Annotated in this window: 24 protein-coding genes and 1 riboswitch; of the genes, 12 read left to right on the forward strand and 12 right to left on the reverse strand. The window is 63.3% G+C overall.

Annotation, left to right across the window (positions count from 1 at the left end; genetic code table 11):
• Positions 1-23: 23 nt before the first annotated feature.
• Both LGN17_RS24955 and LGN17_RS24960 read left to right on the forward strand, forming a co-directional pair.
• Positions 24-188 (forward strand): hypothetical protein, encoded by a 165-nt coding sequence (locus LGN17_RS24955; protein ID WP_226199056.1) that lies wholly within the window; start codon positions 24-26, stop codon positions 186-188.
• A 122-nt stretch (positions 189-310) separates the two neighbouring features.
• Positions 311-1,198: a hypothetical protein gene (locus LGN17_RS24960; protein ID WP_226199057.1), complete on the forward strand. Its 888-nt coding sequence runs from the start codon at positions 311-313 to the stop codon at positions 1,196-1,198.
• Positions 1,199-1,282: 84 nt separating this feature from the next.
• On the opposite strand, the gene LGN17_RS24965 is transcribed toward LGN17_RS24960, so the two are convergent.
• Complete coding sequence (locus LGN17_RS24965) at positions 1,283-2,389, reverse strand: helix-turn-helix transcriptional regulator (RefSeq protein ID WP_226199059.1); 1,107 nt, start codon at positions 2,387-2,389, stop codon at positions 1,283-1,285.
• A gap of 274 nt (positions 2,390-2,663) precedes the next feature.
• Here LGN17_RS24965 and LGN17_RS24970 point away from each other — a divergent pair, with 274 nt between their 5' ends.
• The 3 genes from LGN17_RS24970 (at position 2,664) to LGN17_RS24980 (ending at position 4,586) form a co-directional block, all read left to right on the forward strand.
• The gene (locus LGN17_RS24970; RefSeq protein WP_226199061.1) at positions 2,664-3,047 is read left to right on the forward strand and encodes a hypothetical protein; all 384 of its coding nucleotides are present in this window, start codon (positions 2,664-2,666) and stop codon (positions 3,045-3,047) included.
• 24 nt (positions 3,048-3,071) lie between these two features.
• Positions 3,072-3,830 (forward strand): hypothetical protein, encoded by a 759-nt coding sequence (locus LGN17_RS24975; RefSeq protein ID WP_226199062.1) that lies wholly within the window; start codon positions 3,072-3,074, stop codon positions 3,828-3,830.
• 253 nt (positions 3,831-4,083) lie between these two features.
• Positions 4,084-4,187: riboswitch (SAM-I-IV-variant riboswitch) on the forward strand.
• Between the two features lie 42 nt (positions 4,188-4,229).
• Entirely contained in the window at positions 4,230-4,586 is a 357-nt protein-coding gene (locus tag LGN17_RS24980; RefSeq protein WP_226199063.1) for a hypothetical protein, read from the forward strand.
• 367 nt (positions 4,587-4,953) lie between these two features.
• Here LGN17_RS24980 and LGN17_RS24985 read toward each other — a convergent pair whose 3' ends face one another.
• The 3 genes from LGN17_RS24985 to LGN17_RS24995 form a co-directional block, all read right to left on the reverse strand.
• A complete protein-coding gene (locus tag LGN17_RS24985; RefSeq protein ID WP_226199064.1) occupies positions 4,954-5,736 on the reverse strand; it encodes a S1 family peptidase in 783 nt (260 codons plus the stop codon).
• 227 nt (positions 5,737-5,963) lie between these two features.
• Positions 5,964-6,326: a helix-turn-helix domain-containing protein gene (locus LGN17_RS24990; protein WP_226199065.1), complete on the reverse strand. Its 363-nt coding sequence runs from the start codon at positions 6,324-6,326 to the stop codon at positions 5,964-5,966.
• Positions 6,327-6,460: 134 nt separating this feature from the next.
• Positions 6,461-7,306: a hypothetical protein gene (locus LGN17_RS24995; protein ID WP_226199066.1), complete on the reverse strand. Its 846-nt coding sequence runs from the start codon at positions 7,304-7,306 to the stop codon at positions 6,461-6,463.
• A gap of 230 nt (positions 7,307-7,536) precedes the next feature.
• Here LGN17_RS24995 and LGN17_RS25000 point away from each other — a divergent pair, with 230 nt between their 5' ends.
• On the forward strand, positions 7,537-8,922 hold the full coding sequence (locus LGN17_RS25000) for a hypothetical protein (RefSeq protein ID WP_226199067.1): 1,386 nt from the start codon (positions 7,537-7,539) through the stop codon (positions 8,920-8,922).
• A 5-nt stretch (positions 8,923-8,927) separates the two neighbouring features.
• Positions 8,928-11,258, forward strand: coding sequence for a hypothetical protein (locus LGN17_RS25005; protein ID WP_226199069.1), 2,331 nt, complete (start codon positions 8,928-8,930; stop codon positions 11,256-11,258).
• 276 nt (positions 11,259-11,534) lie between these two features.
• Here LGN17_RS25005 and glmS read toward each other — a convergent pair whose 3' ends face one another.
• Positions 11,535-13,364 (reverse strand): glutamine--fructose-6-phosphate transaminase (isomerizing), encoded by a 1,830-nt coding sequence (gene glmS / locus LGN17_RS25010; protein WP_226199070.1) that lies wholly within the window; start codon positions 13,362-13,364, stop codon positions 11,535-11,537.
• Between the two features lie 156 nt (positions 13,365-13,520).
• On the opposite strand from glmS, the gene LGN17_RS25015 reads away from it, so the two are divergent.
• On the forward strand, positions 13,521-14,012 hold the full coding sequence (locus LGN17_RS25015; protein ID WP_021160045.1) for an Lrp/AsnC family transcriptional regulator: 492 nt from the start codon (positions 13,521-13,523) through the stop codon (positions 14,010-14,012).
• A 32-nt stretch (positions 14,013-14,044) separates the two neighbouring features.
• Here the strand turns inward: LGN17_RS25015 and panB are convergent, their stop codons facing one another.
• On the reverse strand, positions 14,045-14,902 hold the full coding sequence (panB, locus tag LGN17_RS25020) for a 3-methyl-2-oxobutanoate hydroxymethyltransferase (RefSeq protein WP_226199072.1): 858 nt from the start codon (positions 14,900-14,902) through the stop codon (positions 14,045-14,047).
• 77 nt (positions 14,903-14,979) lie between these two features.
• Between panB and LGN17_RS25025 the strand changes: the two genes are divergently transcribed.
• Positions 14,980-15,798 (forward strand): AraC family transcriptional regulator, encoded by an 819-nt coding sequence (locus LGN17_RS25025; protein ID WP_226199074.1) that lies wholly within the window; start codon positions 14,980-14,982, stop codon positions 15,796-15,798.
• Positions 15,799-15,817: 19 nt separating this feature from the next.
• Here LGN17_RS25025 and LGN17_RS25030 read toward each other — a convergent pair whose 3' ends face one another.
• Together LGN17_RS25030 and LGN17_RS25035 are read right to left on the reverse strand one after the other, a co-directional pair.
• Complete coding sequence (locus tag LGN17_RS25030; protein WP_226199076.1) at positions 15,818-16,351, reverse strand: methylated-DNA--[protein]-cysteine S-methyltransferase; 534 nt, start codon at positions 16,349-16,351, stop codon at positions 15,818-15,820.
• Positions 16,348-17,826 carry a DNA-3-methyladenine glycosylase 2 family protein gene (locus tag LGN17_RS25035; RefSeq protein WP_226199078.1) on the reverse strand — a complete coding sequence of 493 codons (1,479 nt, stop codon included), beginning with the start codon at positions 17,824-17,826 and terminating at the stop codon, positions 16,348-16,350. Before LGN17_RS25035 ends, LGN17_RS25030 begins: the two co-directional genes overlap by 4 nt.
• Positions 17,827-18,146: 320 nt before the next feature.
• Here LGN17_RS25035 and LGN17_RS25040 point away from each other — a divergent pair, with 320 nt between their 5' ends.
• Positions 18,147-19,439 carry an MFS transporter gene (locus LGN17_RS25040; RefSeq protein ID WP_175965562.1) on the forward strand — a complete coding sequence of 431 codons (1,293 nt, stop codon included), beginning with the start codon at positions 18,147-18,149 and terminating at the stop codon, positions 19,437-19,439.
• A gap of 78 nt (positions 19,440-19,517) precedes the next feature.
• On the opposite strand, the gene LGN17_RS25045 is transcribed toward LGN17_RS25040, so the two are convergent.
• Positions 19,518-20,621, reverse strand: coding sequence for a LacI family DNA-binding transcriptional regulator (locus LGN17_RS25045; protein ID WP_226199080.1), 1,104 nt, complete (start codon positions 20,619-20,621; stop codon positions 19,518-19,520).
• An 82-nt stretch (positions 20,622-20,703) separates the two neighbouring features.
• On the opposite strand from LGN17_RS25045, the gene LGN17_RS25050 reads away from it, so the two are divergent.
• A complete protein-coding gene (locus LGN17_RS25050; RefSeq protein WP_175965564.1) occupies positions 20,704-21,537 on the forward strand; it encodes an NAD-dependent epimerase/dehydratase family protein in 834 nt (277 codons plus the stop codon).
• Between the two features lie 228 nt (positions 21,538-21,765).
• On the opposite strand, the gene LGN17_RS25055 is transcribed toward LGN17_RS25050, so the two are convergent.
• Entirely contained in the window at positions 21,766-22,464 is a 699-nt protein-coding gene (locus LGN17_RS25055; protein WP_226199081.1) for a hypothetical protein, read from the reverse strand.
• A gap of 104 nt (positions 22,465-22,568) precedes the next feature.
• Entirely contained in the window at positions 22,569-23,033 is a 465-nt protein-coding gene (locus tag LGN17_RS25060; protein WP_226199082.1) for a MerR family transcriptional regulator, read from the reverse strand.
• A 77-nt stretch (positions 23,034-23,110) separates the two neighbouring features.
• Between LGN17_RS25060 and LGN17_RS25065 the strand changes: the two genes are divergently transcribed.
• The gene (locus LGN17_RS25065; RefSeq protein WP_226199083.1) at positions 23,111-24,355 is read left to right on the forward strand and encodes an NADH:flavin oxidoreductase/NADH oxidase family protein; all 1,245 of its coding nucleotides are present in this window, start codon (positions 23,111-23,113) and stop codon (positions 24,353-24,355) included.
• Between the two features lie 121 nt (positions 24,356-24,476).
• On the opposite strand, the gene LGN17_RS25070 is transcribed toward LGN17_RS25065, so the two are convergent.
• Positions 24,477-26,594, reverse strand: coding sequence for a TonB-dependent receptor (locus tag LGN17_RS25070; RefSeq protein WP_226199084.1), 2,118 nt, complete (start codon positions 26,592-26,594; stop codon positions 24,477-24,479).

Raw genomic sequence — 26,594 nt, forward strand, 5'->3', positions numbered from 1 at the left:
ACCACCACTAAGGAACGCTCGACATGACGATTTTCTGGATGGCGCTGATGACGGCGCTCAATGGATGCCTCGAGATCCTGGGGACCCTCCTCGGCACGGCGCTGGCGGCCGCCTTCATCTGCTTTCTGATCGCCGCGCTGATTGCGGCGGTGATCGAGATGTTCAAGGGCGAGCCTGCGACCGCGTAATGCCCGGTGCGCGGACGGAGCGCATCGAAGCAGCGATTGAACGATCCGGACCCGGGCATCGGCCCGTGTTCGGCCGACGAATTGATCTGTCGTAGCTGGCGACACAAGAAAGCGAACGGAACATGACCTACGAATTTGATGAGAAGTGGTGGAGCCTGAGCGCGCTGCTGCAAGTCGCGGACGACGGCGATCTCGCCATCCTGGCGGATCACCTGACCGACAAGGGGAAGGGCCGCGGCGCGCTGTCGGGCATGCGGCTCGCGCAATTGACGGCCTGTTGCGAAGCCGGCGTGTTCGGGCATGCCGACCGTAACGACATCGCAAGCGAAATCCGGCTGTTCGGCGGCAACAGCATCGCCAATGCCATGCGCGGCGGCGAAGGCGTGTCGTACCTGGAGCTCGTCGTCGACGTGGCGAAGCACCTGGAGATCGATGTGGAAAGCTGGGAGTCGGCGCTTTCCTTGGAGACGAAGATTCTTCGCAGGCTGTTTCTGGATGCGCTCGATGCGATGACCGGCGACATGCGCCGAACCATCTTGTCGGATGTCGGCCTCGGCGCGCTGGTCGATGTCGGGCGCGCGGAGCTTGCCGCCGCGTTGCGCGACGCGCCCGCTCATGGCGAAATCCGGGTGAAGGTGGCGGCGTTCGTCGCCGAGTCGACGGCCGCGACCGTTCTTGGCCGGGGGCTTGCCATCGCGGGCAAAGCCGGCGGGGCGTCGACCGTGCTCGCCTCCGGCGCCATGGCCGCCGCCGCGAGTGTCGTTGCCCCGCTCGGGCTGGTGTTCGGCGCGGTGGCGCTGGCGGGGCCCGCCTATCGCGTCTCCGTCCCGTGCGTCGTCCAGGTGGCCTACATCCGGCAGAAGGCGTACCACAAGGTGCAGAACGGTGGCGCGCTCGACGTCGTCGGCCCGGCGGCTTCGTCGGAAAAGATGCCGTCGATGCCGCCGGTGCCGGATCTCGGTCCGTACGCGATACCCTTGCTTCCCAAGATCAAGTGGATCAAAACGTAACGCAGAATTTGGCCGGTCGTGCCGGAGCGCGTTCGGCGAAGGAGAGGGGTGGCTTTTGCCGGCCCTCGGTTGCTTCTGTCGGGGTCACGACGCCATCGCCGGACACGCTTGCGTGGTGCGGGCTGCGCCGTATCGTGCGGCAAGCCTTTCGTACTCGCGTGCGAATTCGTCGCGCAGGGATGCCGGCGCGAGGATTTCCGCATTCGCGCCGAAGGAGCGCAGCCACCAGCGCAGCTTCAGGCTCGGAATGACGGTGCCGCTCACTTTCAGTCTTCCGTCGGGCAGGGTTTCCAGTTTCTGGTCCCTGGCCATCGGCGTTTCCTTGAGATGGTTGCCCGCGCTGCCGTCGAACGCGACGCTCAGGTGAATGGCCGGCTCGGTCAGGAAGTTGAAAGCCTGCTCTCCATCGATATAGGTGCGCAGATGAAAATCGTCAGGATAGTTGAACGTCTTGCCGGATTCGCTTGCCGACACGATCCGGTCGAGCCGGAAGAGGCTGCGAAGCCACTGGATCCTGGGCTTGTCCTTGCGTGGTTCGAATGACGGATCCTGCGCCACCATGTACATCACGCCGGCCGACTCCACCAGCGCGAGCGGCCACAGGATCTTCGGCTTCAGGTCTTCCGTGTCGGGCTTGCCGGCCGGGCGATACTTGACGAGCACTTCGCGCTCGAAGAACGTTGCGGTCGCAATGACCTGGAAGATGTCGTCGCTCAGGTTGGGGCGAATGAGGGTGAAACTACCGTCGACGGAATCGACCTTGTCGGGCCACGCCTGGTAGATCCGGCTGTCGGCCTTCTCCTGCGACAGCCGTACGTCGGCTGCGGCGAAGAGCGGTTCGAGGTCCTTGGTCACCGCGGCCGGAAGCTTGGTCCCCGCGAAGCGCTGGAGGATGTGAAACGCAACGGCCTCGGCCGCGCCCATGAGACTCGGGCTGTCACACGTGCCTTGCAGCCACGGCTTGCGCTGCCAGAGCAATTCGCGGCCGCGGGAAGTCGAGATGACGACCTTGTCTTTCTCCAGCTTCATCAGTTCCCGCAAGACCTTCTTCGGATACTTCGTGCGATGTCCTCGTTCTTCGAGCTGCCGCCGCACTTCAGACGTGGAAATCCAGTCCGTCGCATCGCGATGGGTCGGCAGGATGCGCAGAATTGCTTCGTCTAATGATGTTGTCACTGGTCCCTCGATCACGCTTTTTGTCGATTTCTCCGCGCGCCGCCGACGCGATGGTGCGCGATGACGGCGATGCTAAAGAAAAACCGGATTTTACGTACGATCGGGACACAAATTGTTCCAATGTCCATCGATGCTGTTCGGCGGTTTGGTGTCGCGATTGCGATCGGGCGATGCATTGCGGGGCATGTTGAACGTACCGCAAGCGTTTGCGGGCGGTGCGCGGTGCGGAAAGGTCGGGAAATCTCGGGCCGCTCACTAAAGTCGAGACGCGGGCTGTCGATACATGGCCATGAAGCAGGCAGAAGGCAACGCCTGCAATCAGCGCGCGAGCAAATTCACCGGCGGTTATGTGCACGGGTATCGACATGACGCGTGTACTGTTTTTACGGGGGAACATGTGAATCTGGCAGAACTGGATCGACTCGAATCTCTATGGATGGGCCCGGGAAGCAAGGCGATCGTCGACTGGCAGCCCATCGAAGGGTTGACGCCGTATAGAGGCAAGTGGACTGCGGTCGTCGATGGTCCGGACTTGAATCGGGAAGAAGCGCAGCCGGAAATCTCCGCCGCATACATCGATGCCGTCAGAAAATTGTGGCTCGGCGCCGATCTCGACGAGCCTGCGCACGGCAGCTCCACCCACTGCGGAAACGCGGGCCATTTCCACTGCTAAAAGATCACTACCAGAGGGAAGGGCGTGCGCGTCTGGGCGCCGTGGCGCGAGCAGAGCGGCGGCGCGACCACGTGGTGGTGTTCGAGCTTGCAGGAGGCCGGGCATCGCTACTCTTGGCCGGACCATCCCGCCGGGACGTTCGAACAGTTGAGCGCCGCGCTCCAATGCGCGATGCGCGCCGGGAGCGAAGCGACAACGAACGTGGTGTGCCGGAAGATTCTGGATTGGGGGGGCGTTCGCGGCCGTCCGCACGCGGCCCGCGTCGACTGGCTCGACGAACAAACGCAACGGGGAAACCTGATATCGAGCATTCGCACCGCGACGCGCGCGCTGCGCGCGGCGTCGACGTCCAGCCTCGATGCGGTGTTTTCGGAGAGCGGCATTCCGATGACGTCCGGGACGACGAAAATATTTGCGGCCGCGGCCATGGATTTTTCGGCGGGATGGTCTGTGCCCACGCAAGATGTGCTCATTTTCGACGGTCGTGTCACGGGGGCGCTCGGCCTCATCGCACGCCGCGTTTCCCACGCACTGCCGGAAGCATTTCGTTTCCCGTCAAGCCGGGAATCGGAACGCCGCCGCGACGCGTCATGCACGCATCTCACGTTGCCGAACTTGCACAGCCTGAGTAACGTCAAGCGGGCGAAATTCGCGCGCCTGGGCGCTTACTGCATCGACCGGATCGTCGGAAAATCCGAATTCCTGCTGGCGGAGAAAGCGCTGTTCATGATTGGCTACGATGTCCGGTGGCGATGCGATAGCCAAGGGCGGTCTTGTCCGTAAGGGCTCGATGGAGGTTTCGCTTGTCTCACCGCACACCATTGGTGTGCGGTGAGACTATTCAAGGTTGCCACCTCACCTTCGTTTTTCACGCTGCATCTGCTGGCCGTTCGCGAACTTACCCGCCCAAGGGCTCTGCCGGTGCGCGGGTAAGTTCGAGGATGCGTCCGGCCGAGGAGTCGCTTTCCCGGCACTTCTTGCCCGATGTCCGTTTTTCGGTATAATGAACCCACGTTCGGAATGTCGAACGTGAGAAATCAAGCATCCAGAGTCGGACTATCCGACGCCAACCTGCCCTCCCGGGCAAGGTGGACGCCCTTGAGGCGATGCGGCCGATTTACGGCAACGAAACGGGAGCAGCATGGCTGGCACCGGTTCGATAACCACTCATCCGGAGCTACCATGCGTCAAGCTACCTCTGCTTCCTGCCCGACAGTCTGTGAAGACTGGTCGCACCTCCTCCCAGGTTTCACGCTGACGCATACGGTTCATCTCGTATCGGGATTGAATCCAGGCATCGTCTCGACGGCGGCTGCCGTACTCGAAGGTGAAACCGCCACGGTTGACCGTTGGGCCATCGCCCGCTGTGGGGACGTTCTGGAGCAGAAAATCGTTCTCGGGGAAATGACGGAAGGGCAGGCGGTTCGGTTGCGCGAGCGACTTGCCGCGCTCGATGGGGTGCTTCGTACGAGGATGGAGCATCATTTCGTTCGGGCGGGGGCGGCTGTGTCGGGCAATGCGTCGGAGCGCGGGCACTAGACGATGCATGCTCGTCGGCGGGGGATTTGGGGAAATGCCGAGGTGCATTAATTCTGGTTACGCCCGAACTCTCGCTTTTCCAATAATTTGCATTACATACGCTGCGAGTGGAAACTGCTCGGGTGGCTCCTCTATTGATACGAGCACATCCTACGATGGCCGGCCAACTCGGATTTTCGGATGCAGCATAGACCGTCATCTTGAAGAGCGAGGTGACTAAAGGGCGCGTGCGGACGTCCTAGAAATAGAAACGTTTACGGTGTGATGGCAGCGCATTCTACCGCCCCTGAGCTTGAACGTTTCTCACCGCCCGCCAAGCCAACGAGGCGTCACCGACGACTGCGGTTCGGCCAGGCGCGGCGAGTGACTAGGCGAAGAACTTCAGCGGCAAAAGACTGATGGCGACAGTACAGCCCGAGGGCACTTTAATCATGCCATCTTTGCCCCCGTCGACAGCCGTTACGGCTCTTTGAGACAGAACCCCAATTGCTTCTCCCCTCTCATTGATAAGGGGGCCGCCGCTCGCGCCCGGATGCATCGCGTTGTCGATATACACAAGGTCGCACTCTAAATTCCGACTTGCAACGCTCGCTACTATGCGTCGAAGGTTCGCAACGTGGCCCTGCTTGATGAGCGGGCCGGTCATGTCTGCCATGTAACCCTTCTCCATAGCAGCTTTGAACGCATCCGCGCCCTTGGCAGTAGGCGATAGCAGCCGGTCTACGCTAAACGGAACACTCAGTTCCTCCGAATACCCAGCCATGATTACGCGCTGCCCCAGGCGTGGAGACTCATCCACCGTAACGGGAATATGAGGAGGGGCAGAAGGAAGTGGCGCCTTCGCGTGCAGTACCGCCAAGTCCAACTGGATATTCTCGGAAAGACCCGGGACTTGTATCTCAAGGCAACACATCACGACCACATACTCAGCTACCGGAAGTCCAGGAAACTTGCAGAAAATCTTCAGCGCGGGATCAGTGTAGTCGCTCAACAGGATGGGGAAGCGCCCTGTGACAACATGAGCTGCCGTCAGAACTTGACCATCTGTCGTGAATGAGTACCCTGTACCCTCGCTGATTTTCTCATCGTCCAGAAAAACAGTTATGTAGCAGCAGGCCGGAGAGATTCGGTTGTAGAGTTCTTCGAGCATGTCAGATTTGGTATCGTAGCGACGTGGGTGCGGCACAAATAAAAATTATCACCTGCGTGGCGTCTCTGAGATTACGCCATGAACGTGCCCCGCCTAGCGTGGCATCGTCACGAAACAGGGCATCGAGATATTGCGCCAGATCTTACCTCTTGACGAAGGAAGCCCCCTGCAAGGTCCGGCACGACATGGTCCCTCCTCGACATGCATCGGGGACACAGCTTTCAAAACTACAGTGCCAGCGTCATCTGGCTGCCAGAACTCTTGAGCGACGCGTTCGACCGCCCGGAGATTCCCTCGCCGCGTTGAGTACCGGTCAGTGCATAGAGCCCGACGGAGTGTAACCTGCCGCATTCAGACGGTTGTCGGGTCCACAAGGTTTCGATTCTGTAGCCCTCCTTGCGCAGTTCGACAATCCGAGGCCGAGGGTCGACGATGTCGAGAAACCGCATCGCTTCCAGTGTGGTGACGCCGCCGCGCACGTTCATTGCTTCGAGCAGGCGAGAGCGCTGATGTGCGGCTGTGTTCTCAGGCCACTTCGCGATGATGTTTCTGAACGACGACAGGTCCAGCGGTCTGATTTGCTTGTGCATTAGACTCAACGGTAGTGAAGTTGACGTCCATTATTTGCCATACACTTCAAAACGTTACTACCGAAATACCGAGAAAATCGGGTGGCAAATCGTCCGGCCGAAATTAGGTCATTTTCGAGGCCGATTTCGGCCGTCTATCGCTCCAGCAGGAAGTCAGGCTCTATCCCGATGTCACGACGGAGCATACCCAGGTAGTCGACGGCGAGGATGGCGTCGGTCTCGTCCGGAAGGCTCTTGGCGAGTGCCAGCATCGCTTGGAATATCTCACTGGTCGTTTGTGGCGCTGTGATCGAAGGGGCCTCCTTAGGTGCGATGCTTGCCCGTGCAACCAGGAGGTGCGCGGCGTTCTCGCTCTCGGCAGTTAGGCGGCGTTTTTCCTCGACATGCCGCTCAATGGTGGCTCGCTCATCGGCGGTCAGAATTTTCCGGATCGCGCGTGATTCTGTGTCCTCCCAGACGCGAGCTGCCGCTGTGGCAATGAACTTGTTAGGGTAGTCCCCGCACATCTCATAAAGAGCACGTGCAAGATGCAAAACGAAGATGCGCCGCTCTTCCATTGGCGGACGTCCAGCGGGGCGAGTCTTGACCGCCGATGCAACGCTGCGAAGGTGTTTGAGTGAGCCGGAAAAGCTCTTCTGCAAATCCGCTGGTACCCAAGAGGAATCCTCTGTCGTCAGCGCAGACTCGAAAGCGTCCGCACGCTTCATCACGCCCTGGACAGCGGAGGAAGTGGGCAGCACGTCCGACGGCGCATCATCCACGCAAGCAACATACGCCAGCGCAATCTGAGTAATCGCGCTGACCTTCAGAACCGTCCCCTTTCCGAAGACCGACCGCCTGAAGAAGCTCCGAACGCTGGCGTGGGTTAGAAAGCATTTGTACCACTCAGACTCAGCTCGCTCCGCCTGACCAAGCCTCAAAAAATGTCGAGCCTCGTCGCAAGTAGAGCGCAAAGCCTTGTTCGTTTCCAGAACAAACATGTATGCACCTTCAGTCGTTTATGCGCGCGGCATCGCACCGACATTAGTTCGAGTGCCAACCTGACATCATCGCTCCGTAAGGGCCTGTGCAGCCATCTTGACCTCGGCAGTGACGCTATGCCACTCTAGCTCAAGCGAACTATTCAACCAAGTCACCCAATTAAAATTTACCAGGTCAAATCTGCGAGCTTTCGACAACTGTCGGTTTGGCGAGCCGGAGAGCGGCGAACTTGACACTGAAGCCGACGGCCGCTGGGCTACAATTTCGCTGGACGCAGGGGGCAAGGCGTGCCACAAAGGTAAACGGCGAACAGGAATCGAAGATGCGACTGCCAGAGCGGGATATCGATAGTATCGAGGACGCAATTGCAACTCTGAGCAATCAAGAGTGGCGCGAACTCGCGGTCCCGATGGCTCCCGTTGGAGTTACATCATTCTGCGCCGAGGCTGCCTTGCTCCAGTTTGTTGTGACATGGGCGCGAAACTATCAGAACGAAGCTGTCGCGACGTTTTCCGATCTTTACAATTCGGCTGAAAATTTCGAAGCGAACCTCCAGAAACACCTTGGCCTTCCCTATGTCCTGGCGGCCTGGGTGCTCGCGGGCCAATTGCGAGGTGGTGACGGAAGCGTCCTCAAGCGCCGCGAGGCGAAAGGTTACGGCGCATTTCTCGATGCAATGGACAATTTCCAGTTCCATCAAACCCACGAGACAAATGAAGCGCGGGCCAACCTCATGTGTATCCAGGGGAGCAAGCGTGAGTTTATTCGCCCGTTCTACGAGCGGGACAAAGCGACATGGCGAGTGCGACCGGAAGGCGACATCCGTGTCGTGATTCAAGACGTGCTCGCTCACCTTGCCGATGACTGGACAGCGAAGTATCTACGTGAGGTCTCTGACCCATTGGCGCATCTGGTCCGTGAGTTGGTCGAGAATTCAGACTGGTGGGCGAGAGCTAACCACCACGGGGTTGAATACGATAAAGGCGTCCGAGCGGTCACACTACGCCTGCGCCAGATTGACGACGACAACGCGCACATGTTCGCGGGCGGAAATACGCACGTCCACTCGTACCTCTTGCAAAGTCTCACGACCCACCCTCGTGTCAAGAGGGACGAGCCGCCAAGCACGCACAAAGGTCCCGTGCGGAAGCTCGGCTTCATGGAAGTTACGATGGTCGACTCTGGACCGGGGCTTGCACGCCGCTGGCTTGCCAGCCGCCCGGAGGCAAAGCGTTCAGTGGACAATTTGGCCGACATCCCGGTGGTCGAAGAAGAAAACGCACTCATCGATTGCTTCAAAAAATGGCGAACTTCTTCTGGGAACTCGCTTCGTGGCATAGGCCTGTTTAGCATCGCCACGTTGCTCATGAAACGAAATGGGTTTCTTCGCATACGTACGGGGCGGTTGGCGTATCTTTTCGGAACGCAGTCAGCCGTAACAGACATCGATACACAGTTGCGAACACACGACCTCTCGACAGACTACGTTAGATTGGAAGATGGAACGCATGTCTTCTTGCAGGACGGGAAGATGATGTTCTTCCTCCGCCCCTGGTCGCAGCGAGAACTCGGGCCTGTTGAGGGCACTGCTTATTCCATTCTGTTGCCGGTGTGATGCCGATGCTCTTCATTCCATTTTCCGGCCCTTCGTCGTTCACAAAGAATTCACTGCTTTTGTTCTTAGGCTCTGATACGCCAGATTGGGCTGAGATTCGAGAACACTTTCGAAGCTGGTCTGCGACCAACCCTGTGCCCCCCGAACTCATCGTCCTCGGCAATAAGGAGGCTGCACGGCGGCTGCGTGAAGAGCAAGAGATGCCAGAAAGCAGCGGCACTTCCTTTGATGTGGTTTCACGGCTGTGCCGGGTTTGGCTCTTCGCCTATTCGAGTGGTGGGCACGTCTATCACGTTGCGAAAGAAAATCAGATGGAGCTCGATGGCCTGCGAGAGGTGCTGATGCCGGCGTTTCATAGCTTCGTCAAGTCGGAGTTTGACCTTGGAAGCATTGTTGCAGCAGCACCCCAAGGCTTCTATTTCGCTAAGCTATCCAACCGGGTGTCGTCCCACTTCATTCGAACGGAAAGCTTACTCACGTGCACTGCGTCCATCGAGTTCGTCGCACTTCGACTACTAGCGTCTTTCACTGGGTATTGCGACGGACTTCCCGAGGCCAAGGTTCGCATACTGGTTGATTCGATGGCAATCTGGCCCGTTGCCCAAGCGTTGATTTCAATGCGCAAAGGGGGCGACGCGCATCGCCGGTACGTTATAGCAAGCTTCCGCTCTTATGAGGGGTTGGACGAAGTGAGCCTGGACTCTGGTCCTGCCTTCGTTATCATTTCAGCTTCAACCTCAGGGGGGATGGAATCTCGCATCATCGAAAAACTGGGTCACCGATACGTTGAGTGTTTCACTGTTTTAGGCCTTGAGCCTCGAGAACAATCAACTGAAGCGGCGGCTGCCGAAAAGCATCGAAATGTTCTCTTCAGTCTGCCCCGTCAATTGACCGGACCGTCGTCGTTGGCCGGGCTACGGCCCCAGTTCGAAACCGATGTTGGGGAGGTGCCTCCAGGGTGCGAGGCAGTTCGAATTATTGGCGAACGGTTTCTGAGTCAGAACTTCAAGCCGAAGTCTGTACGGTTAGCGCATAAGGCGCTTCCTCCCGCTCGAAAAACAGCGTTGACGAAAATCTCCAGGGATAGAGTGGCTCTCGTTGCTCGCCGTCGGCCCGGCGGGCAGTCATTCTGGTCGTTATCGTTCGATACCACTAAGCTCGTCGATACATACTGTGTCGACAATGCCGATGGTGAGTGCTTACTGCGAAGCTGGCTGTCCAATTATGCAGCGGCCGGCGATACCGCGGTGATCTACCCTGTCGACACTCTCGAAAAGGGGCGGCCAGGCGAAGGTGAAGCGAAGCGCATGGCCGATTTGGCGCGAGCGCTTCTGCTTGAAAAATCACCTGGAGGCGATATCCGGGTTCTCAATAGCTCCGATTTGGATAGACCGACTGCCGAGATGCGGGCATTCATTCCCCGTGCTAGCGTGGTGGTAGTCACGCCTATACTCGGTAACGGGTTCATTTTCAAACAGATTAGCGCGTCGCTGCGCGCAACCCAACCTAAGGGGCCACGTTTATATCTTTCCCTAGCCGTACTCCCGGAAAGCGACGCACGGTTGAAGGAACTGCAGAACGACCTTCAGCTGAATGCCGATGACAGCCGATACCAATTCAAAGCGCACATCGAACTCCCGATTGGAAAAATTGACCAAAACGTGGACTGGTCCGCCGAGGCTCAACTCATCAAGAATGTGGTGGACGAGTGTTCCGACCGCGATATCGACGCTCCTGCGGGCCTGATCGAGCGATTGCGCAGATTCCGAGAAGGAAATGGCCTGCCGGGTCCGATGGCTTTCATGCCCTCATACGTTGACAGTCAGCCTGCTATGTCTCCCGGATTCTTACTGTGGCAATCGGTTCCGCCACTCGCTGGAACTGACTTGGGGGCCGGCGTATTGATGACCGTTGCAGTATTCCTCGAGGCTTGCCGCGCTGCTGGGAGCAAGGACAGCGAGACGAGTCTGATAAGCGGACTGTTCCAGCAAACACTCATTGCGCCAGCGAACTTCACGCGATTCAACGATCCCGCAATTCAGGCGGCGTTACTGCGTGCCGCGTACAAGTCAGAATTGGACTATTCGGCCAGCCCGGACCTCAGTGGCGACATGCAGAGGCTCATCATCCGGTTGATGGATTTGCACGATGCTCCGGCGGGAGAGGCATTACCTGAATTTATGCTTGCTTTGGCGGTGGGACGCGTGACCCTCTTTCGGGAACACATGGGGGCGCTGCTTGGAAAGGCACAAAACTTACCCGGATGGTTGCGCATCCTCGCGGAAGAGCTTCCAGGGTTTCAAGAATCAGACAAGACTTCCGACGTCAATGCGTGACCGAGTCGCAGAGAGCATCAGATCAACGCAAAAGCTGATGTGGCCGCTCGACTTCTTCGACATATTCATCCGGTGACATCACCCAGGCCGTAGCCAAGTGGACCGGTTCCGGGCACGATTGGAAGCGCGCGATGACGCAGTTTGCACTGCTTTAGCCGGAACGATTCAACATCGGAGTCTGAGTCTCAACCCGCTTCACACACGGAATTCCGTATACCTCCGACACGTTAAGTGAAACTACTAGAACTTATCACCGAAAAAGGTAGGAAATATCCCTCACTCCACCGTCACCGACTTAGCCAGATTCCTAGGCTTATCAATATCCGTCCCCCTTGCCAGCGCCGCGTGATACGCAAGCAATTGCATCGGCACCGTATGCAGAATCGGCGAAAGCGGCCCGTAGTATTCATTGAGCCGAATCACCTCGATCCCGTCGCTCGGCACCAGCCCGCAGTCCACATCCGCAAAGACAAAAAGCCGTCCATTCCGCGCGCTGACCTCATGCATGTTCGACCGGAGCTTTTCGAGCAGCATGTCATTAGGCGCAACGGCAATCACCGGCATCTCGTTACTCACCAGCGCCAGCGGCCCATGCTTGAGTTCGCCCGCCGGATAAGCCTCCGCATGAATATAAGAAATCTCCTTCATCTTCAGCGCGCCCTCGAGCGCGATCGGAAAATGCATCCCCCGCCCGAGAAACAGCATGTTGTCGCGTCTTGCGAGCAGTTCCGACCAAGCCATGATCTGCGGTTCCAGCGCGAGCACTTTCGACATCGCATCGGGCAGATGCCGCAGCGCACGCAGATGCGCCTTCTCCTCGTCGTCGCTTAACCGCCCGCGCACCTGCGCAAGCGACAACGTCAGCAGGAACAACGCAACGAGCTGCGTCGTAAACGCCTTCGTCGAAGCCACCCCGATCTCGACGCCCGCACGCGTGACGAACTGCAGCGCGCATTCCCGCATCAACGCACTCGTCGCGACATTGCAGATCGCGAGCGTGTGCATCATTCCAATGCGCTTGGCGACATGCACGGCACCCAGCACGTCAGCCGTCTCACCGCTTTGCGACACCGCGACAACCAGCGTGCGCGGATTCGGCACGCTGTCGCGATACCGGAACTCGCTCGCAATTTCCACGCTGGCCGGCAGCTTCGCGATGCTCTCGATCCAGTACTTCGCCGTGAGCGCCGCGTGATAGCTGCCGCCGCACGCGAGCAGCAACACCGAATCGACGTCATTGAAAACCCGCCACGCGCCGTCACCGAACAACTCCGGCATGATCGAAGACACATCGAGCAACGTATCGGCCACCGCCTGCGGCTGCTCGAAGATCTCCTTCTGCATGTAGTAGCGATACGACCCGAGATCGGCCGCACCGCTATGCGCGGCGACCCGTTGCACCGCGCGCTCGACGCGCTGGCCGGCCGCATCGACGATCCAGTAGCGATGAAGCTGAATATCGGCGACATCACCGTTCTCGAGGTAAGCGATGCGATCCGTGATCCCCGACAACGCAATCGCATCCGATGCCAGAAAATTCTCGCCTTCACCGACGCCAACGACGAGCGGCATCCCGTCGCGCGCGCCAACGATCCGGTGCGGCTCGTCGCGGCACATCACCGCGATCGCATAGCTGCCGCGCAGTCGCGCGACCGCACGCCGTACCGCATCGAACAGATCGCCGTCGTACAGATGATCGATCAGGTGCGCGATCGCCTCGCTGTCGGTCTGGCTCGCGAACACGTAGCCATGCGCCTGCAGCTCGGCGCGCAGTTGATCGCAGTTCTCGATGATTCCGTTGTGCGACAGCGCGATGCGCGCATTGGCGTCGCTCGGCGAGAAGTGCGGGTGCGCGTTGAGCGTGACGGGCGCGCCATGCGTGGCCCAGCGCGTATGCGCGATGCCGGTGTAGCCCGACAGCGCATGCTCGGCGATCTCGCGCTGCAGGTTGGCCACGCGGTCGACGCTGCGGGCGCGCGCCAGCGCCCGGTCGCGGTAGACCACGACGCCGCACGAATCGTAGCCGCGGTATTCGAGCCGCTTCAGGCCGTCGACCAGGTTCGGCAGGATGTCCCGCTGGGCGACCGCCCCGACAATTCCACACATATCGCGCTCCCTAAATGTCCTGTCTGGATCAGTGAGAGCGATGGTAGGGCGAGCTAAATGGAATTAAATTTCAAAATATACGATCAGATGAAACAAATGGCAGATCGACTATCATATTGAAATTAAATTTCACGCCCTGACTGGAAGGAGCCGCCGATGGCCGGCATCACCCTCGACGATCTCGACCTGCGCATCCTCGCGATCCTGCAGGACGACGCGTCGGTGTCGAACCTGCAACTGGCCGAGCGTGCACTGTCGTCGCCGCCCACCTGCATGCGCCGCGTGCGCCGGCTGACGGAGGCCGGCGTGATCCGCCGGCAGGTTGCGGTGCTCGATCCGGTGGCGATCGGCACGGCCGTCACCGCGCTGATCGAGATCAGTCTCGACCGGCAGACTGCGGAAGACTACGACGCCTTCGAAGCATATGTGTGCGCGGAGCCGGCCGTCACGCAGTGCTATCGCGTGTCGCCGGGGCCCGACTTCGTGGTGGTGGCCGATCTGGCCGACGTCGCCGAATACGACGAATTCGCGCGGCGGCTGTTCACCGGCGCATCGAACGTCCGCAACGTGCGGACGTTCTTCTCGACGCATCGCGCGAAGTTCGAAGCGAATGCGCGGGTCACGCATGCGATGCGCAAGCGCGCGTAGTGCCCGTCGTGCCTGTCGTGCCCGTCGTGCCATCACGCAGCCGCGTCAGCCGCGTCCGGCAGTTGCAGCGGCTTGCCGTACCCGAAGCAATGCGCGGGTTCCGGGAACGCACGCTGGCGCACGTCGTGCGCGTACCGGCGGATCGCATCGCGCGTCACCGCATTCGCATCGGCATAACGCTTCACGAAGCGCGGCGTGTACGCATCGAATGCGCCGATCATGTCCTCGGTCACGAGCACCTGCCCGTCGCATGCGGGCGATGCGCCGATGCCGATCGTCGGGATCGTCAGCGTTTCCGTCAGGTGGCGCGCAAGCGCTTCGGCGGTGCCTTCGACGACGACGCAGAACGCGCCTGCCCGTTCCGCGGAGCAGGCCGCGTCGAACACCTGCGCGGCCGAACGCGGGTCCATCCCCTGCGCGCGGAAGCCACCCGTCGCGTTGGCCTGCTGCGGCATGAGGCCGACGTGCGCCATCACCGGGATGCCGCGCTCGGTCAGGAAGCGGATCGTGTCGGCCATCTCGGCGCCGCCTTCGAGCTTCACGGCCTGCGCGCCGGTTTCGGCGAGCAGACGCGCGGCGGAGCGATACGCTTGCGCGGGCGATTCCTGATACGTCGAGAACGGCAGGTCGACGACGACGCACGCCTGCGCGGCGCCGCGCACGACGGCCGCACCGTGTGCAATCATCATGTCGAGCGTGACGCGCAGCGTATCGGGCATCCCGTACAGCACCATGCCGACGGAGTCGCCGACGATGATCACGTCGGCCACCTCGTCGACCAGCTTCGCGATCGGCGCGGAATACGCGGTCAGCGACACGAGGCTGCCGATGCCCTTGGTCGAACGGATCGCGGTGACGGTCTTGCGGGTGGTGCGGGTGTGAGCGCTCATGGGTGGAAGCCGTGTGAAGGAAGAGCCGCCACGGTAGCATCGCGCTCGTTCGTGCAATGACCTTCGGAGGACGTCTTATGTTGCTGGCGGGACAATCGGGTGACCCTTACGCGGTGCCGCCGATGGCGCGCCTGCCGAGGCCGCTTTACGTGCGTGCGTTCGGGATTCCCGGCAATGTGAGCATCGACGCGCACAGTCATCCGTGGGCGCAGCTGATGTATGCGATGAGCGGGGTGCTCGAGGTCGCGACGCCGTCGGGCCGGCACCTGCTGCCGCCGCACTATGCGATGTGGATTCCGCCGCACGTGCCGCATGCGGTGTCGACGCGCGATGGCGTCGCGTTCCACAGCCTGTATCTCGATGCCGCGATCGCGCGCGACGACGTGCACGACGATTGCGCGATCCTCTGCATGACGCCGCTGCTGCGCGAACTGGTGTTCGCGACGGCTGAATTGCCGGTGAACTACGACGAGGCGGGGCCGGACGGTGCGCTCGTCTGCCTGATCGCCGACCGGATCGCACGCATGCGGCAGGCGCCGCTGACGGTGCCGCTACCGCGCGATCCGCGTCTGCTGAAAATCGCGCGCGCGTTGCATGCGTATCCGGGCGATACGCGCAATCTCGACGAATGGGGCCATCAGGTCGGCGCGACGCGTCGCACGCTGTCGCGGCTGTTCCGGCAGGACACGGGGCTGTCGTTTACCGAATGGCGGCAGGCGGTGCGGCTGCTGGCGTCGCTGCCGCTGCTCGACGCGGGCGAGCCGATCGGCTCGGTGGCCGCGCAACTGGGTTACGACTCGACGTCGTCGTTCATCGCGCTGTTCCAGGCGAAATTCCAGGTGACGCCCGGCGCGTATGCGAAGCGTGAAGCGCGCCGGCCCGTGCTGAACGCTTGACGCGGCCGCGTATCGTGACTCAGAACGCGAGCGCCTGCTGCACCGGATGGCGGGCGCCGCGCTCGAACCCCGCGCCTTCGAGCGACAGCAGCGCGCGCTTGCGGTCGATGCCGCCAGCATAGCCGGTCAGGCTGCCCGACGCGCCGACCACGCGATGGCACGGCACCATGATCGACACCGGGTTACGGCCGACCGCACCGCCCACGGCGCGCGCGCCGCTCATCGGCAACCCGACGCGTTCGGTGATGTCGCCGTACGTCACGAGTTCGCCGAACGGAATGGCGAGCAATGCCTTCCATACCCGTCGCTGAAACGCGGTGCCGCGCAAGTGAATCGGCACCGAGAACGTTTCGCGCATGCCGGCGAAGTACTCGGCGACTTCTTCCGCGACCTTGCGCGCAAGCGGCGACCTCGCGGCCGCGTCCGAATCGGTCACGATCGCAAGCGGCGGGAAGTACTTCTGGCCGACGAAGTAGAGGCCGGTCAGCGCATCGTCCTCGATGCGCACGGCGATGTCGCCCAGCGGGCTCGGAATCAGGTGAGCGGGAGTCATCGCAAAACATCTCCATGAAGGCGCCACACGTGCAGTGCGGCATACGCGCGCCACGGCGCCCAGCGCGCCGCATGCGGCGCGGATGATGGCACACGGGCGCGTTCGGCGCGGGCGGGAAGCCACGCATCGTCGGCCGGGAACGCATTCGGCCACGCCATCGCGCGCATCGCGACGTACTGCACCGCGTGTTCGTCGAAGCCGGGCAGCGCGCGCAATGCGTCAAGCGTCGTATCGAGCGGCGCCATCGGTTCGAGCGAGAGCGTGCCGTCGTCGACGGCGCGGGAGAGCGACACGATCGCCTGTGCGGCGTCGCGTGCGATGCCGATCGTTTCGAGCGCGGAAGGCGGTAGCGCGGCCAGCGTCGCGGCGGATGGCAGCGCGTGCGTGAAGCCCGGCGGCGCGCCGTCCACCGGCGTGCCGAAACGTTCGGCGATGCGTGTCAGCACAGGCGCGCCGGCATGCGCTGCCGCAAGCCGTTCGCCCGCGATCGCACGGAGCGCGATCTCGACGCCGTCGAACGCGCCCGGTACGCGCAGGCCCGGCGAGCCGCTCGCGAGTTCGCCGAGATGCGCGTCGATCACGTCGGGGCGGCTGTCGAGATCGAACAGCCGCCGCACACGCGCGAGCACGGCCGGCACGACCGGCGTCAGCGCGGGCGACACGGTGACGGCCAGCGCGAAGCGCTGCGGCACATGCGCGACGGACAGCCAACCGGTGACGCGCCCGTTACCGCCGTTGCCGTTCCGGCTCGGCCATTCCACGACGCGCGCATAACCCTGCGCATCGATCCGCTCGACACCGGCGATCTGCCGCTGCGCGAGAAAGCGCATCAGGTCGGCCCACGCGAACGGCGGGCGATACGGCAGCGGGAATGTCATGTCGCCGTCGGCCGACGCGCGGGCCCCTTTGCGCAATCGCAGCGGATTGAGGCCGTAGCGCTGCAGGAACAGGTCGTTGAAGCGCCGCACGCTGCCGAACCCGGCCGTCGACGCCACGACAGCCACCGGCAGCGCGGTATCGGTCAGCAGCCGCTTGGCCATCAGCAGCCGGTGCGTCTGCGCGAACTCGACCGGCGATACGCCGAACTGCGCACCGAAGATCCGGCGCAGGTGGCGCTCCGTCACGCCCACGCGCTGCGCGAGCGCCTCGACGGAATGCGCGTTCAGGAACCCGTCCTCGATCAGCGTGGCGACCGCGTCGGCGAGATTGCCGGACAGGTCGAGCAGCCCGTGGCCGGGCGCGAGCTCAGGGCGGCAGCGCATGCAGGGCCGGAAGCCGGCTTTCTCGGCGGCCGCGGCGCTCAGGTAGTAGCTGCAGTTCGGCGCTTTCGGCGGCTTCACCGGGCAGACCGGGCGGCAATACACGCCCGTCGTCGCCACGCCGACGAAGAACCAGCCGTCGAAGCGGCGATCCCGCGAAAGCAGGGCGTCGTAGCAGGTGTCGGGATCGAGGCGCATGAGGCGACTGTAAACCATCCCGGCCCCCGATTCTGGCTGGAATCGGACATGTGTATCGACCGCCGTCCCCGCGCGCACCCGTCGGGAAAATTCGGGAAAAACGGTTAATGCCACGTTGCGAAACAGTCGTCTCTTTTGCCGCGATGAATTTGAGATGACTCATCGAAATCCCCGACTGACAGGGCGCCGGCACACGCCCTATCCTTTAAAAAACGTTTTCCTGATTGATCGGTGGGATCGGCCATGCGCGACAGCGCGCCGCCGTCCGCCCCGGCGCCGGTCGCCGGACAACGAACATCGTGCGGCGCGACGGGCGCGGCCGCGCATCGGAGACAATCATGCAATCTGCCGTCGTCGGCACGGTGCGCGCCGTCGCCAGCCGCTACCGCTGGACCGTCTGTGCGCTGCTGTTTTTCGCGACCGTCATCAACTACATGGATCGGCAGATCCTCGGCCTGCTCGCGCCGATGCTCCAGCACGACATCGGCTGGAGCCAGGTGCAGTACGGCCGCATCGTGATGGCGTTTTCCGCGTTCTATGCGCTGGGCCTGCTCGGCTTCGGGCGCATCGTCGACCGGCTCGGCACGCGTATCTCGTATGCGCTGGCGATGCTGGTGTGGAGCATCGCCGCGATGCTGCACGCGGCGGTCGGCTCGGTGATGGGCTTCGCGTTCGTGCGCGCGCTGCTCGGCATCGGCGAGGGCGGCAATTTCCCGGCCGCGATCAAGACGACGGCCGAATGGTTCCCGCGCCGCGAACGCGCGCTCGCCACCGGCATCTTCAACTCGGGCGCGAACATCGGCGCGGTGTTCGCGCCGGCGATCATCCCGGCGATCGCGGTGGCCTACGGCTGGCGTGCGGCGTTCGTGATCATCGGCGCGATCGGCCTCGTGTGGCTCGCGGTGTGGCTCGTGTTCTATCGCCAGGCCGATACGCGCGCGCTGGCCGCGGAGTACGACGAGCCGCGCGACGAAGCCGAAGCGATGGATGCGGCAAACGCGAATGCCGGTGCGCCGCGCTGGGGCGAACTGATCCGCAAGCGCGAGACGTGGGCGTTCCTGATCGGCAAGTTCCTGACCGACCCGGTGTGGTGGTTCTACCTGTTCTGGCTGCCGAAGTGGCTCAACGAATCGCGCGGGATGGACATGCAGCACATCGGCCTGCCGCTCGTTTGCATCTATGCGCTGACGACGGTCGGCAGCATCGGCGGCGGCTGGCTGTCGTCGATGCTGCTGCGCGCGGGCTGGAGCGTGAACCGCGCGCGCAAGACGGCGATGCTGATCTGCGCGTGTTGCGTGCTGCCGATCGCGTTCGTGTCGCAGGTGCAGAGCCTGTGGGTCGCGGTGCTGATCGTCGGCCTGGCCGCCGCTGCGCACCAGGGCTGGTCGGCGAACCTGTTCACGACGGCATCCGACCTGTTCCCGCGCCGTGCGGTGGCATCGGTGGTCGGCATCGGCGGGATGGCCGGATCGATCGGCGGCGTGCTGTTCTCGGAAGTGATCGGCCAGGTGCTGCAGCGCACGGGCCACTACTGGGTGCTGTTCGCGGTCGGCGCATTGGCCTACCTGATCGCGCTGGCCGTGATGCACGTGCTCACGCCGAAGATGAAGCCGGCGCAGCTTGACGCATGAGTGCGTGATCGCGCGTCGCCACGCGAACGCGCCGCCCAGGGGCGGCGCGTTTTCTTTTGAAGGTGCGAAGCAGGGCGCTCAGCCGGCCGCGGCCGTCGACGCGCGCATGATCAGCCGCGGCTCGAACGTCGAGTAGCTCGCATCGGTGCGGCCCGCGAGCGCATCGATCAGCTTCTGCATCGCGAGTTCGCCCATGTTCTCGCTCTGGATGTCGACGGTCGTCAGCGCGGGGGCCGCGTATGCGCCGTACGGCACGTTGTCGATGCCCGCCACCGATACGTCCTGCGGCAGCCGGAAACCGAGCGACGCGGCTTCCTTCATGAAGCCGAGCGCGATCAGGTCGTTGTAGCAGATCACGGCCTGCGGGCGCTGCGGCCCGAGCATCACGCGCGAGCACGCACGCTCGCCGGCCTCGGCGGTCGGCGCATGCGCATCGTGCACGTCGAGCGTGAGCCCGGCTTCCGCGAGACAGTCGCGCGCACCCTGGATCCGCTCGTCGTTCACGCGCGCCGTGCCGAAGCCGAGATACGCGATGCGTGTGTGACCGAGATTGAGCAGGTGGCGCGCGAGCATGTAGGTCGACAGCCGGTTGTCGATGCCGACGCTCGGAATCGGCAGGCCGGGGCTGCGGCGCAGCAGCACGAGCGGCTTGTTGAGATCGAGCATCCAGCCGGCTTCTTCATCCGGCATCCGCGTGCTGACGATCAGCCCGTCGACGCGCTGCGCGAGCGCCTCGATCAGCGAGCGCTCGCGTGCCTGGCTCTCCTCGGTATCGACGAGCAGCAGCGTGTAGTCGTGCTGCAGCGCGACGCGGTTCGCGCCCTTCACCACGTTCGTGAAGTGCGGGTTGCTGATGTCGAGGATCACGAGGCCGATCGTGCGCGTGCGGCCGGTGATCATCGAGCGCGCGAGCGGGTTCGAACGGTAGCCGAGCCGGTCGATGGCTTCCTTGAGCCGGGCTTCGACGGTCGGCGAGAAGCGCTGCGTGCCGTTCACGTATTTCGATACCGTCGCGACCGACACGCCGGCTTCCGCCGCCACATCGCGGATCGTCGGGGAAACTTTTTTCATCGGAAGGGTAACGTTTTCGTTCGATAACGCCGGATTGTGGCAGAAAAAGGGGCCGTGCGGCCACGCGCCGATATCGGGAAAGTGCGGATGGTTGCCAACGGGTTCGACCATTGACGTTCAGCGGCGCTCCCGCGTATAGTTGGAAAACGTTTTCCACCTCAGTCAGATTTCAGGTCAGATTCAAGGAGATTCGATGAACGCCTCATCCACCGGCACGCGCAAACCGTTCGGGCGCCTGCTGCTGACGGGCGCGGCCGGCAACCTCGGCCGCCAGTTGCGTAGCGCGCTCGCCGACTGGGCCGACGTCGTGCGCGTCAGCGACATCGCGACGCTCGGCGACGCGGCTGCGCATGAAGAAACCCGCGTCGTCGACCTGGCCGACCGGGCCGCGGTGATGCAGCTCGTCGACGGCGTGGACGCGATCGTCCACCTCGGCGGCATTTCGGTCGACGCACCGTTCGACGATCTCGTCGGCGCGAACATCACCGGCACGTACAACCTGTACGAAGCCGCGCGCAAGCATGGCGTGAAGCGCGTCGTGTTCGCGAGCTCGAACCATGCGATCGGCTTCCATCCGGTCACGGAGGTGCTCGACGCCGATTCGCCGTTGCGGCCCGACAGCCTGTATGGCGTGACGAAGTGCTTTGGCGAATCGCTGTCGCGCTACTACTTCGACCGCTTCGGGATCGAAACCGTGTGCCTGCGGATCGGCTCTTCGTTCGAAGTGCCAAAGAATCCGCGCATGCTCGTGACGTTCCTCAGCTATCGCGACTTCATCGAGCTCGTGCGCTGCTCGCTGCTGACGAATCGCGTCGGGCACGCGATCGTGTACGGCGCGTCGGACAACCCGGTGAAGTGGTGGGACAACACGAAGGTGGGTTTCCTCGGCTTCCGTCCGCGCGACAGCTCCGAGCAGTTCGCCGGGCTGTTCCCGGTGACGGCGCCGACCGCCGACTACGACGATCCCGCGCAGCGGTTCCAGGGCGGCGGGTTCGTCGTCGGCGAGCCGATGGAGCGCAAGGCCTAGGCGGTCATGGCAGGCTCCTCGACGTGATGCGGTTCGTGCGTCGCTGGCGCCATCATCGCGACGCGGGCGGCGCGCGTCGATTGCCTGCGACGCAAGCGAATCTGCGCGGCTGCGGAACGGCGCACGCGCGTGCCGGCAGAGACACCGTTCGCGCGGCACGGCAGCACCCATGCGTGTCGCCGGCCCGCCCGCATCGTCAGCCAGTGCAGCCGTGCAGCCGCGTCGCCGTCAATGCGGCTTGCCGCACGCCGGATCGGTGTCGTGCCGTTCGGCCGACTCGCACCAGTCACTCGGCCGCCACGCTTGGAACGTGACGGCTTTCGCCGCATTGGCGCGCGTGACGCGCACCGGGTCGGCCTTCAGCGCATCGCCGTTCGGGTCGTCGTTGGGCTGCCAGTTCCGCATGACTTCGCGATGGAACACCCAGGTGCGATGCGCGGCGTCGTAGCGAAACGTCACGCGGTCGCGCCAGTGGCTCGGCCCCGCGAATACGCCCTGTTCGACCGTGAAGGTGCGCGGTTCGATCGTCAGCGCGTTTTCGGCGACGCCATCGAGATACGGGTCGCCCATTCCGCCTTCGTCGGCTTTCATTATCACGGTGTCGTTGCGCGCCGCGAGCCGGTAGTGCCCGTCCTTGTCTGGCACGAAGATCATCAGCGGCCGCGGTGATGCCTTGCGCATCGAGTCGTCGGGCCGATGCGCGACGACGACATAGCCGATGCGGGCGCTGTCGGTCAGGCGCCCCGACGCGGCATCCAGCGCGGCGTAGCCGGCGGGAAGCTGCGCGACGATGTCGGCCGGAAGGTCGGGGGTGTCGGCGCATGCGGACGACGCAGGTATGTCGCCGCACGTCGCGGCGCAGGCGTCGCCGATGCCGAACGTCAGCAGTGCGGCGACGAGGAATCCTCTGATGCGGGGGATCGTCATGCGGATCGGGTCTTGAAGTCGCGCTGCGCCAGCCGGCGCACGCGCGTCGGCTCGTCTCGCCGTAGCGCGGGTTGACTGTTTTTCAGGTGACGCAGTGTAACGAGTCATGCGCGCTTGCGCGCTGGCCGCGGAACGGGCGCGGGCGCGGACACGGGCGGTTCGTCGGCCTGCGCGCACAGCCGGTCGAGCATCCGTTGCGCGGTTTCCGCGCAATCCTCGCCGTCCGGCTTGTTCTCGATTTCGTCGATCAATACCGCCAGATGTTGCCGGTTCTGCGCGAGACGCTGTTCGAGCAGCACGATTTCGTCGACCTTGTGCCGCAGCGCGACCAGCAGTTCGTCGCGCGGCCACGCGCCGAGATCGGGCGGCAACACCGCGCGGATTTCGTCGAGCGCAAAGCCCGCGCGCTGCGCACGGTCGATGATCGCGAGACGCGTCAACGCTTCCGACCCGTATTCCCGATAGCCGTTGGCCTGCCGACGGGCCGGTTCGAGCAGGCCGCTCGCTTCGTAGAAGCGGATGCGCGATGCCGCGATACCGCTGGCCCGCGCCAGTTCGCCTATTTTCATGCGGTGCTCCAAAAGGGCTTGACCTTAAAGTTGACTTTAAAGTTATCGTTGGGCATCGTCAATCGAGGGTGCCCTCCATGAACCTGTTTACACCGCTGACACTGCCCAACGGGGCGGTGATTCCGAACCGTCTTGCCAAGGCCGCGATCGAAGAGAACATGGCCGATGCGAATCACGCACCGTCCGACGCGTTGCTGCGCCTGTACCAGGCGTGGGCCGATGGCCAGGTCGGCCTGATCCTGACCGGCAACGTGATGGTGGACGGCCGCGCGATGACGGGGCCGAACGGCGTCGTGCTCGAGAACGACGCGCATCTCGACCGCTTCCGCCGCTGGGCGCAGGTGGCGCGTTCGGGCGGCGCGCACGCGTGGATGCAGATCAATCACCCGGGGCGCCAGATGCAGGCGGCGCTCGGCCAGACGACGCTCGCGCCGTCGGCCGTGCCGCTCGCGCTCGGTGCGCTGTCGAAGCGGTTCCCGGTGCCGAAGGAGATGACCCAGGCCGATATCGCCGACGTGCAGCGGCGCTTCGTGCGCGCCGCGCAACTCGCGGAGCAAAGCGGCTTCACAGGCGTGGAGATTCACGCGGCACACGGCTATCTGCTGAGCCAGTTCCTGTCGCCGCTGACGAACCGCCGGCAGGATCGGTGGGGCGGCAGCGTCGAGAATCGCGCACGCCTGCTGCTCGATGTCGTGCGGGACGTGCGCGCGACGGTGTCGCCGGAATTCGCGGTCGCGGTCAAGCTGAACTCGGCCGATTTCCAGCGCGGCGGCTTCAGCGCGGACGATGCGAAGCGCGTGGTCGAGCTGCTGAATCCGCTTGGCGTCGATCTCGTCGAACTGTCGGGCGGCAGCTATGAAGTGCCGGCGATGCAGGGCGAGGCGCGCGACGGGCGCACGCTGGCCCGCGAAGCGTATTTCCTCGAATTCGCACGCGACATCACGGCCGTCGCGCGCATGCCGTTGATGGTCACGGGCGGCATCCGGCGCCGCGTGGTGGCCGAGCAGGTGGTCGACAGCGGCGTGTCGATGGTCGGCATTGCGACCGCCTTGTCGATCGAGCCGAACCTGCCGCGCGACTGGCGGGCCGGCAAGGACAGCGCGCCGGTGCTGGAGCCGATCCGGTGGAAGAACAAGTCGCTGGGCGCGCTGGCCAACATGGCCGTCGTCAAGTTCCAGCTCGCGCGGCTGAGCGTGGGGCGGCGCACCCACCCGCAGGTGTCGCCGCTGCGCGCGCTGGTCGGGCAGCAGCTGGCCACGCAGTGCCAGACGCGGCGCTACCGGAAGTGGATGGCGGGGCGCACAACGGACACGCGTGCGTGACGTGCGCGCGCGGGGCTGAATCGACGGCCCCCCGCTGATCGGCCCGCCGCACGGCGGGTCGTCTCAAGGCTCGATTCTTTCGGATTGCCTTCTGAAATATCGAGCCTGTTTACTGCATTAATCAGAACCGGTAGTTCGCCACCACTTCGAACCGCCGGTCGTTGCCGAGCAGGTATTGCGTCTCGTTGTAGTACGCGGACTGCACGAAGCGGCGGTTGAACACGTTGTACGCACGCGCGGTGATCGTCGTGTCCTTGCGCGGCTTCCACGCGAGGCCGAGGTCGACGGTGGTGTACGACGGCATCACGAGCTGGTTCGCGGTATCGGCGAAGCGCTTGCCGACGTACTTGACGCCCGCGATGCCCGTCCAGTCCGGCGCGAAGCGCCAGCTCACCCACAGGTTCGCGAGCCGCTGCGGCACCGACACCGGCACGTTGCCCGCGCGCGAGACGGTCGCGCCGCCGGACGTCTGCTGGAAGTCGTCGTATTTCGCGCGCAGGATCGACACGTTCGCGTCGACGCGCCAGTCCTTCGCGATCTCCGCGCCGACCGTCGCCTCGAGCCCGCGCGACGACTGCTGGCCGACCTGGATCGACTGGTTCGGGTTCAGTGGATCGGCCGTCAGGAGATTGTTCTTCACGATCCGGTACGCGGCAAGCGTCCATTCCGCCTTGCCGCCGAGGAGCGACTGCTTCACGCCGATCTCGATCTGCCGGCCGGTCGCGAGCGTGAAGTTCGCCTTCGACGCATTCAGCGACAGCAGCGAGCTGACCGGGTCGGCCGCGACCGAATACTGGCCGTACACGGCGAGGCCGGGCTGCACGTCGTACACGGTGCCGATGCGCCAGCCCGTGTTCGCGAACACCTTCGTGAACGCGGCGCCGTTCACGAGATCGTCGCGGTTCACGCTCGCATGGTCGTAGCGCAGCCCGCCGATCACCGACCAGCGCGGCGTGATTTCCAGCCGGTTCTCGGCGAACAGCGCGTACTGGTTCGCCTGGCTGCGGTACTTCGGATAGGTGCCGGCCGTGTTGATGAAACTGCCCGGATCGAAGTTGAACGGATCGACCGTCGACGTACCCGAATACGGCGAGTTGTTGTCGTGCTGGAACGTCGTGTGATTGAACTCGAAGCCCGTCGAGAACGTGTTGCGCATGCCGAGCAGCGCGGTGGTCACGGTGGCCGCCGTCACGTTGCCGTACTGCTCCTGGTCGTGGAAGATCTCCGTGAAGCTGCTGCGCCGCACTTGCGCGGTCGACGGCAGGTACGTGTAGTACTCGGCGTCCTTCCAGTGACGGTTGCTCTTCATCCGGTACAGCGTGCTCGTCACGTTCAGGCTGTCGCTCGGCTGCCAGTTCGCCGATACCGTCGCCCAGCTGTCGCGGAATGCGATGTCGCTGTCGCCGACGTTGTAGTTCTTCTTGTCGAGCGCGCGATCGAGCGCGCCGTTCACGAGCGGCACGCCGAAATACTGCATCGGATGCTGGAAGCCCTGCGCATACGATGCCGTCACGTACAGGTCGGACGTCACGTCGTAGCGCAGCGCACCGGAGATCGACAGGTTGCGGGAATCGCCGCGATCGACCCAGTTCGACGAGCGGTTGCCGCTGATGTCGAAGCGGTACGACAGCTTGTCGTTGATCGCGCCGCCGCTGCCGAACGCGACTCGCGCCGTGCCCTCGGTGCCGCCGCCGACCTGCAACTCGTTCTGGATCGCGCCGCGCGTCGGCTTCTTCGGCACGATGTTGACGACACCGCCGATCGCGCCTTCGCCGTAGATCACCGATGCCGGGCCGCGCAGCACGTCGATATGGTCGACCGACCACGTGTCGAACGGAAACGTGACGCCGATCGCGCCGTACGGGCGCACGCCGTCATAGAGCTGCGTGACCGACGACGTGCCGACGAAGCCGCGCGCGCCGAGCTCCGAGTCGCCGTTGCCGGGATGCGGCGACGCGCTGATGCCGGCGGCGCGGCTCACCGCGTCGACGATCGAGCTGTCGCCGCGGGTGTCGAGCGTCTTGCGATCGATCTGCTCGACGCTCGCGGGCGTTTCGAGCGAAGTCAAGCCGAGGCGGCTGCCGGTGTCGAGCGGCTGCGTGAGCGGCGTCGCCTTCTGTGCGTTGACGCGAATCGGCGCAAGCGTGGCGCCGGTGTGCTTGACGTCGCTTTCCTGTGCCTGCCCGGCGGCCGAGAAGGCGGCGAGCAAGGCAGCCGGCAGCATCAATCTGAACTTCAT

Origin of the sequence: Burkholderia sp. AU30280 (genome assembly GCF_020420125.1) — a bacterium.
Lineage (GTDB): Bacteria > Pseudomonadota > Gammaproteobacteria > Burkholderiales > Burkholderiaceae > Burkholderia.

What these genes read in the sequence shown, in the direction of transcription:
- LGN17_RS24955 (WP_226199056.1), top strand. Translation starts at nt 24, where the DNA reads ATGACGATTTTCTGGATGGCGCTGATGACGGCGCTCAATGGATGCCTC.
- LGN17_RS24960 (WP_226199057.1), top strand. Translation starts at nt 311, where the DNA reads ATGACCTACGAATTTGATGAGAAGTGGTGGAGCCTGAGCGCGCTGCTG.
- LGN17_RS24970 (WP_226199061.1), top strand. Translation starts at nt 2,664, where the DNA reads ATGAAGCAGGCAGAAGGCAACGCCTGCAATCAGCGCGCGAGCAAATTC.
- LGN17_RS24980 (WP_226199063.1), top strand. Translation starts at nt 4,230, where the DNA reads ATGCGTCAAGCTACCTCTGCTTCCTGCCCGACAGTCTGTGAAGACTGG.
- LGN17_RS24985 (WP_226199064.1), bottom strand. Translation starts at nt 5,736, where the DNA reads ATGCTCGAAGAACTCTACAACCGAATCTCTCCGGCCTGCTGCTACATA.
- LGN17_RS24990 (WP_226199065.1), bottom strand. Translation starts at nt 6,326, where the DNA reads ATGCACAAGCAAATCAGACCGCTGGACCTGTCGTCGTTCAGAAACATC.
- LGN17_RS24995 (WP_226199066.1), bottom strand. Translation starts at nt 7,306, where the DNA reads ATGTTTGTTCTGGAAACGAACAAGGCTTTGCGCTCTACTTGCGACGAG.
- LGN17_RS25005 (WP_226199069.1), top strand. Translation starts at nt 8,928, where the DNA reads ATGCTCTTCATTCCATTTTCCGGCCCTTCGTCGTTCACAAAGAATTCA.
- glmS (WP_226199070.1), bottom strand. Translation starts at nt 13,364, where the DNA reads ATGTGTGGAATTGTCGGGGCGGTCGCCCAGCGGGACATCCTGCCGAAC.
- LGN17_RS25015 (WP_021160045.1), top strand. Translation starts at nt 13,521, where the DNA reads ATGGCCGGCATCACCCTCGACGATCTCGACCTGCGCATCCTCGCGATC.
- panB (WP_226199072.1), bottom strand. Translation starts at nt 14,902, where the DNA reads ATGAGCGCTCACACCCGCACCACCCGCAAGACCGTCACCGCGATCCGT.
- LGN17_RS25025 (WP_226199074.1), top strand. Translation starts at nt 14,980, where the DNA reads ATGTTGCTGGCGGGACAATCGGGTGACCCTTACGCGGTGCCGCCGATG.
- LGN17_RS25030 (WP_226199076.1), bottom strand. Translation starts at nt 16,351, where the DNA reads ATGACTCCCGCTCACCTGATTCCGAGCCCGCTGGGCGACATCGCCGTG.
- LGN17_RS25035 (WP_226199078.1), bottom strand. Translation starts at nt 17,826, where the DNA reads ATGGTTTACAGTCGCCTCATGCGCCTCGATCCCGACACCTGCTACGAC.
- LGN17_RS25040 (WP_175965562.1), top strand. Translation starts at nt 18,147, where the DNA reads ATGCAATCTGCCGTCGTCGGCACGGTGCGCGCCGTCGCCAGCCGCTAC.
- LGN17_RS25045 (WP_226199080.1), bottom strand. Translation starts at nt 20,621, where the DNA reads ATGGTCGAACCCGTTGGCAACCATCCGCACTTTCCCGATATCGGCGCG.
- LGN17_RS25050 (WP_175965564.1), top strand. Translation starts at nt 20,704, where the DNA reads ATGAACGCCTCATCCACCGGCACGCGCAAACCGTTCGGGCGCCTGCTG.
- LGN17_RS25055 (WP_226199081.1), bottom strand. Translation starts at nt 22,464, where the DNA reads ATGACGATCCCCCGCATCAGAGGATTCCTCGTCGCCGCACTGCTGACG.
- LGN17_RS25060 (WP_226199082.1), bottom strand. Translation starts at nt 23,033, where the DNA reads ATGAAAATAGGCGAACTGGCGCGGGCCAGCGGTATCGCGGCATCGCGC.
- LGN17_RS25065 (WP_226199083.1), top strand. Translation starts at nt 23,111, where the DNA reads ATGAACCTGTTTACACCGCTGACACTGCCCAACGGGGCGGTGATTCCG.
- LGN17_RS25070 (WP_226199084.1), bottom strand. Translation starts at nt 26,594, where the DNA reads ATGAAGTTCAGATTGATGCTGCCGGCTGCCTTGCTCGCCGCCTTCTCG.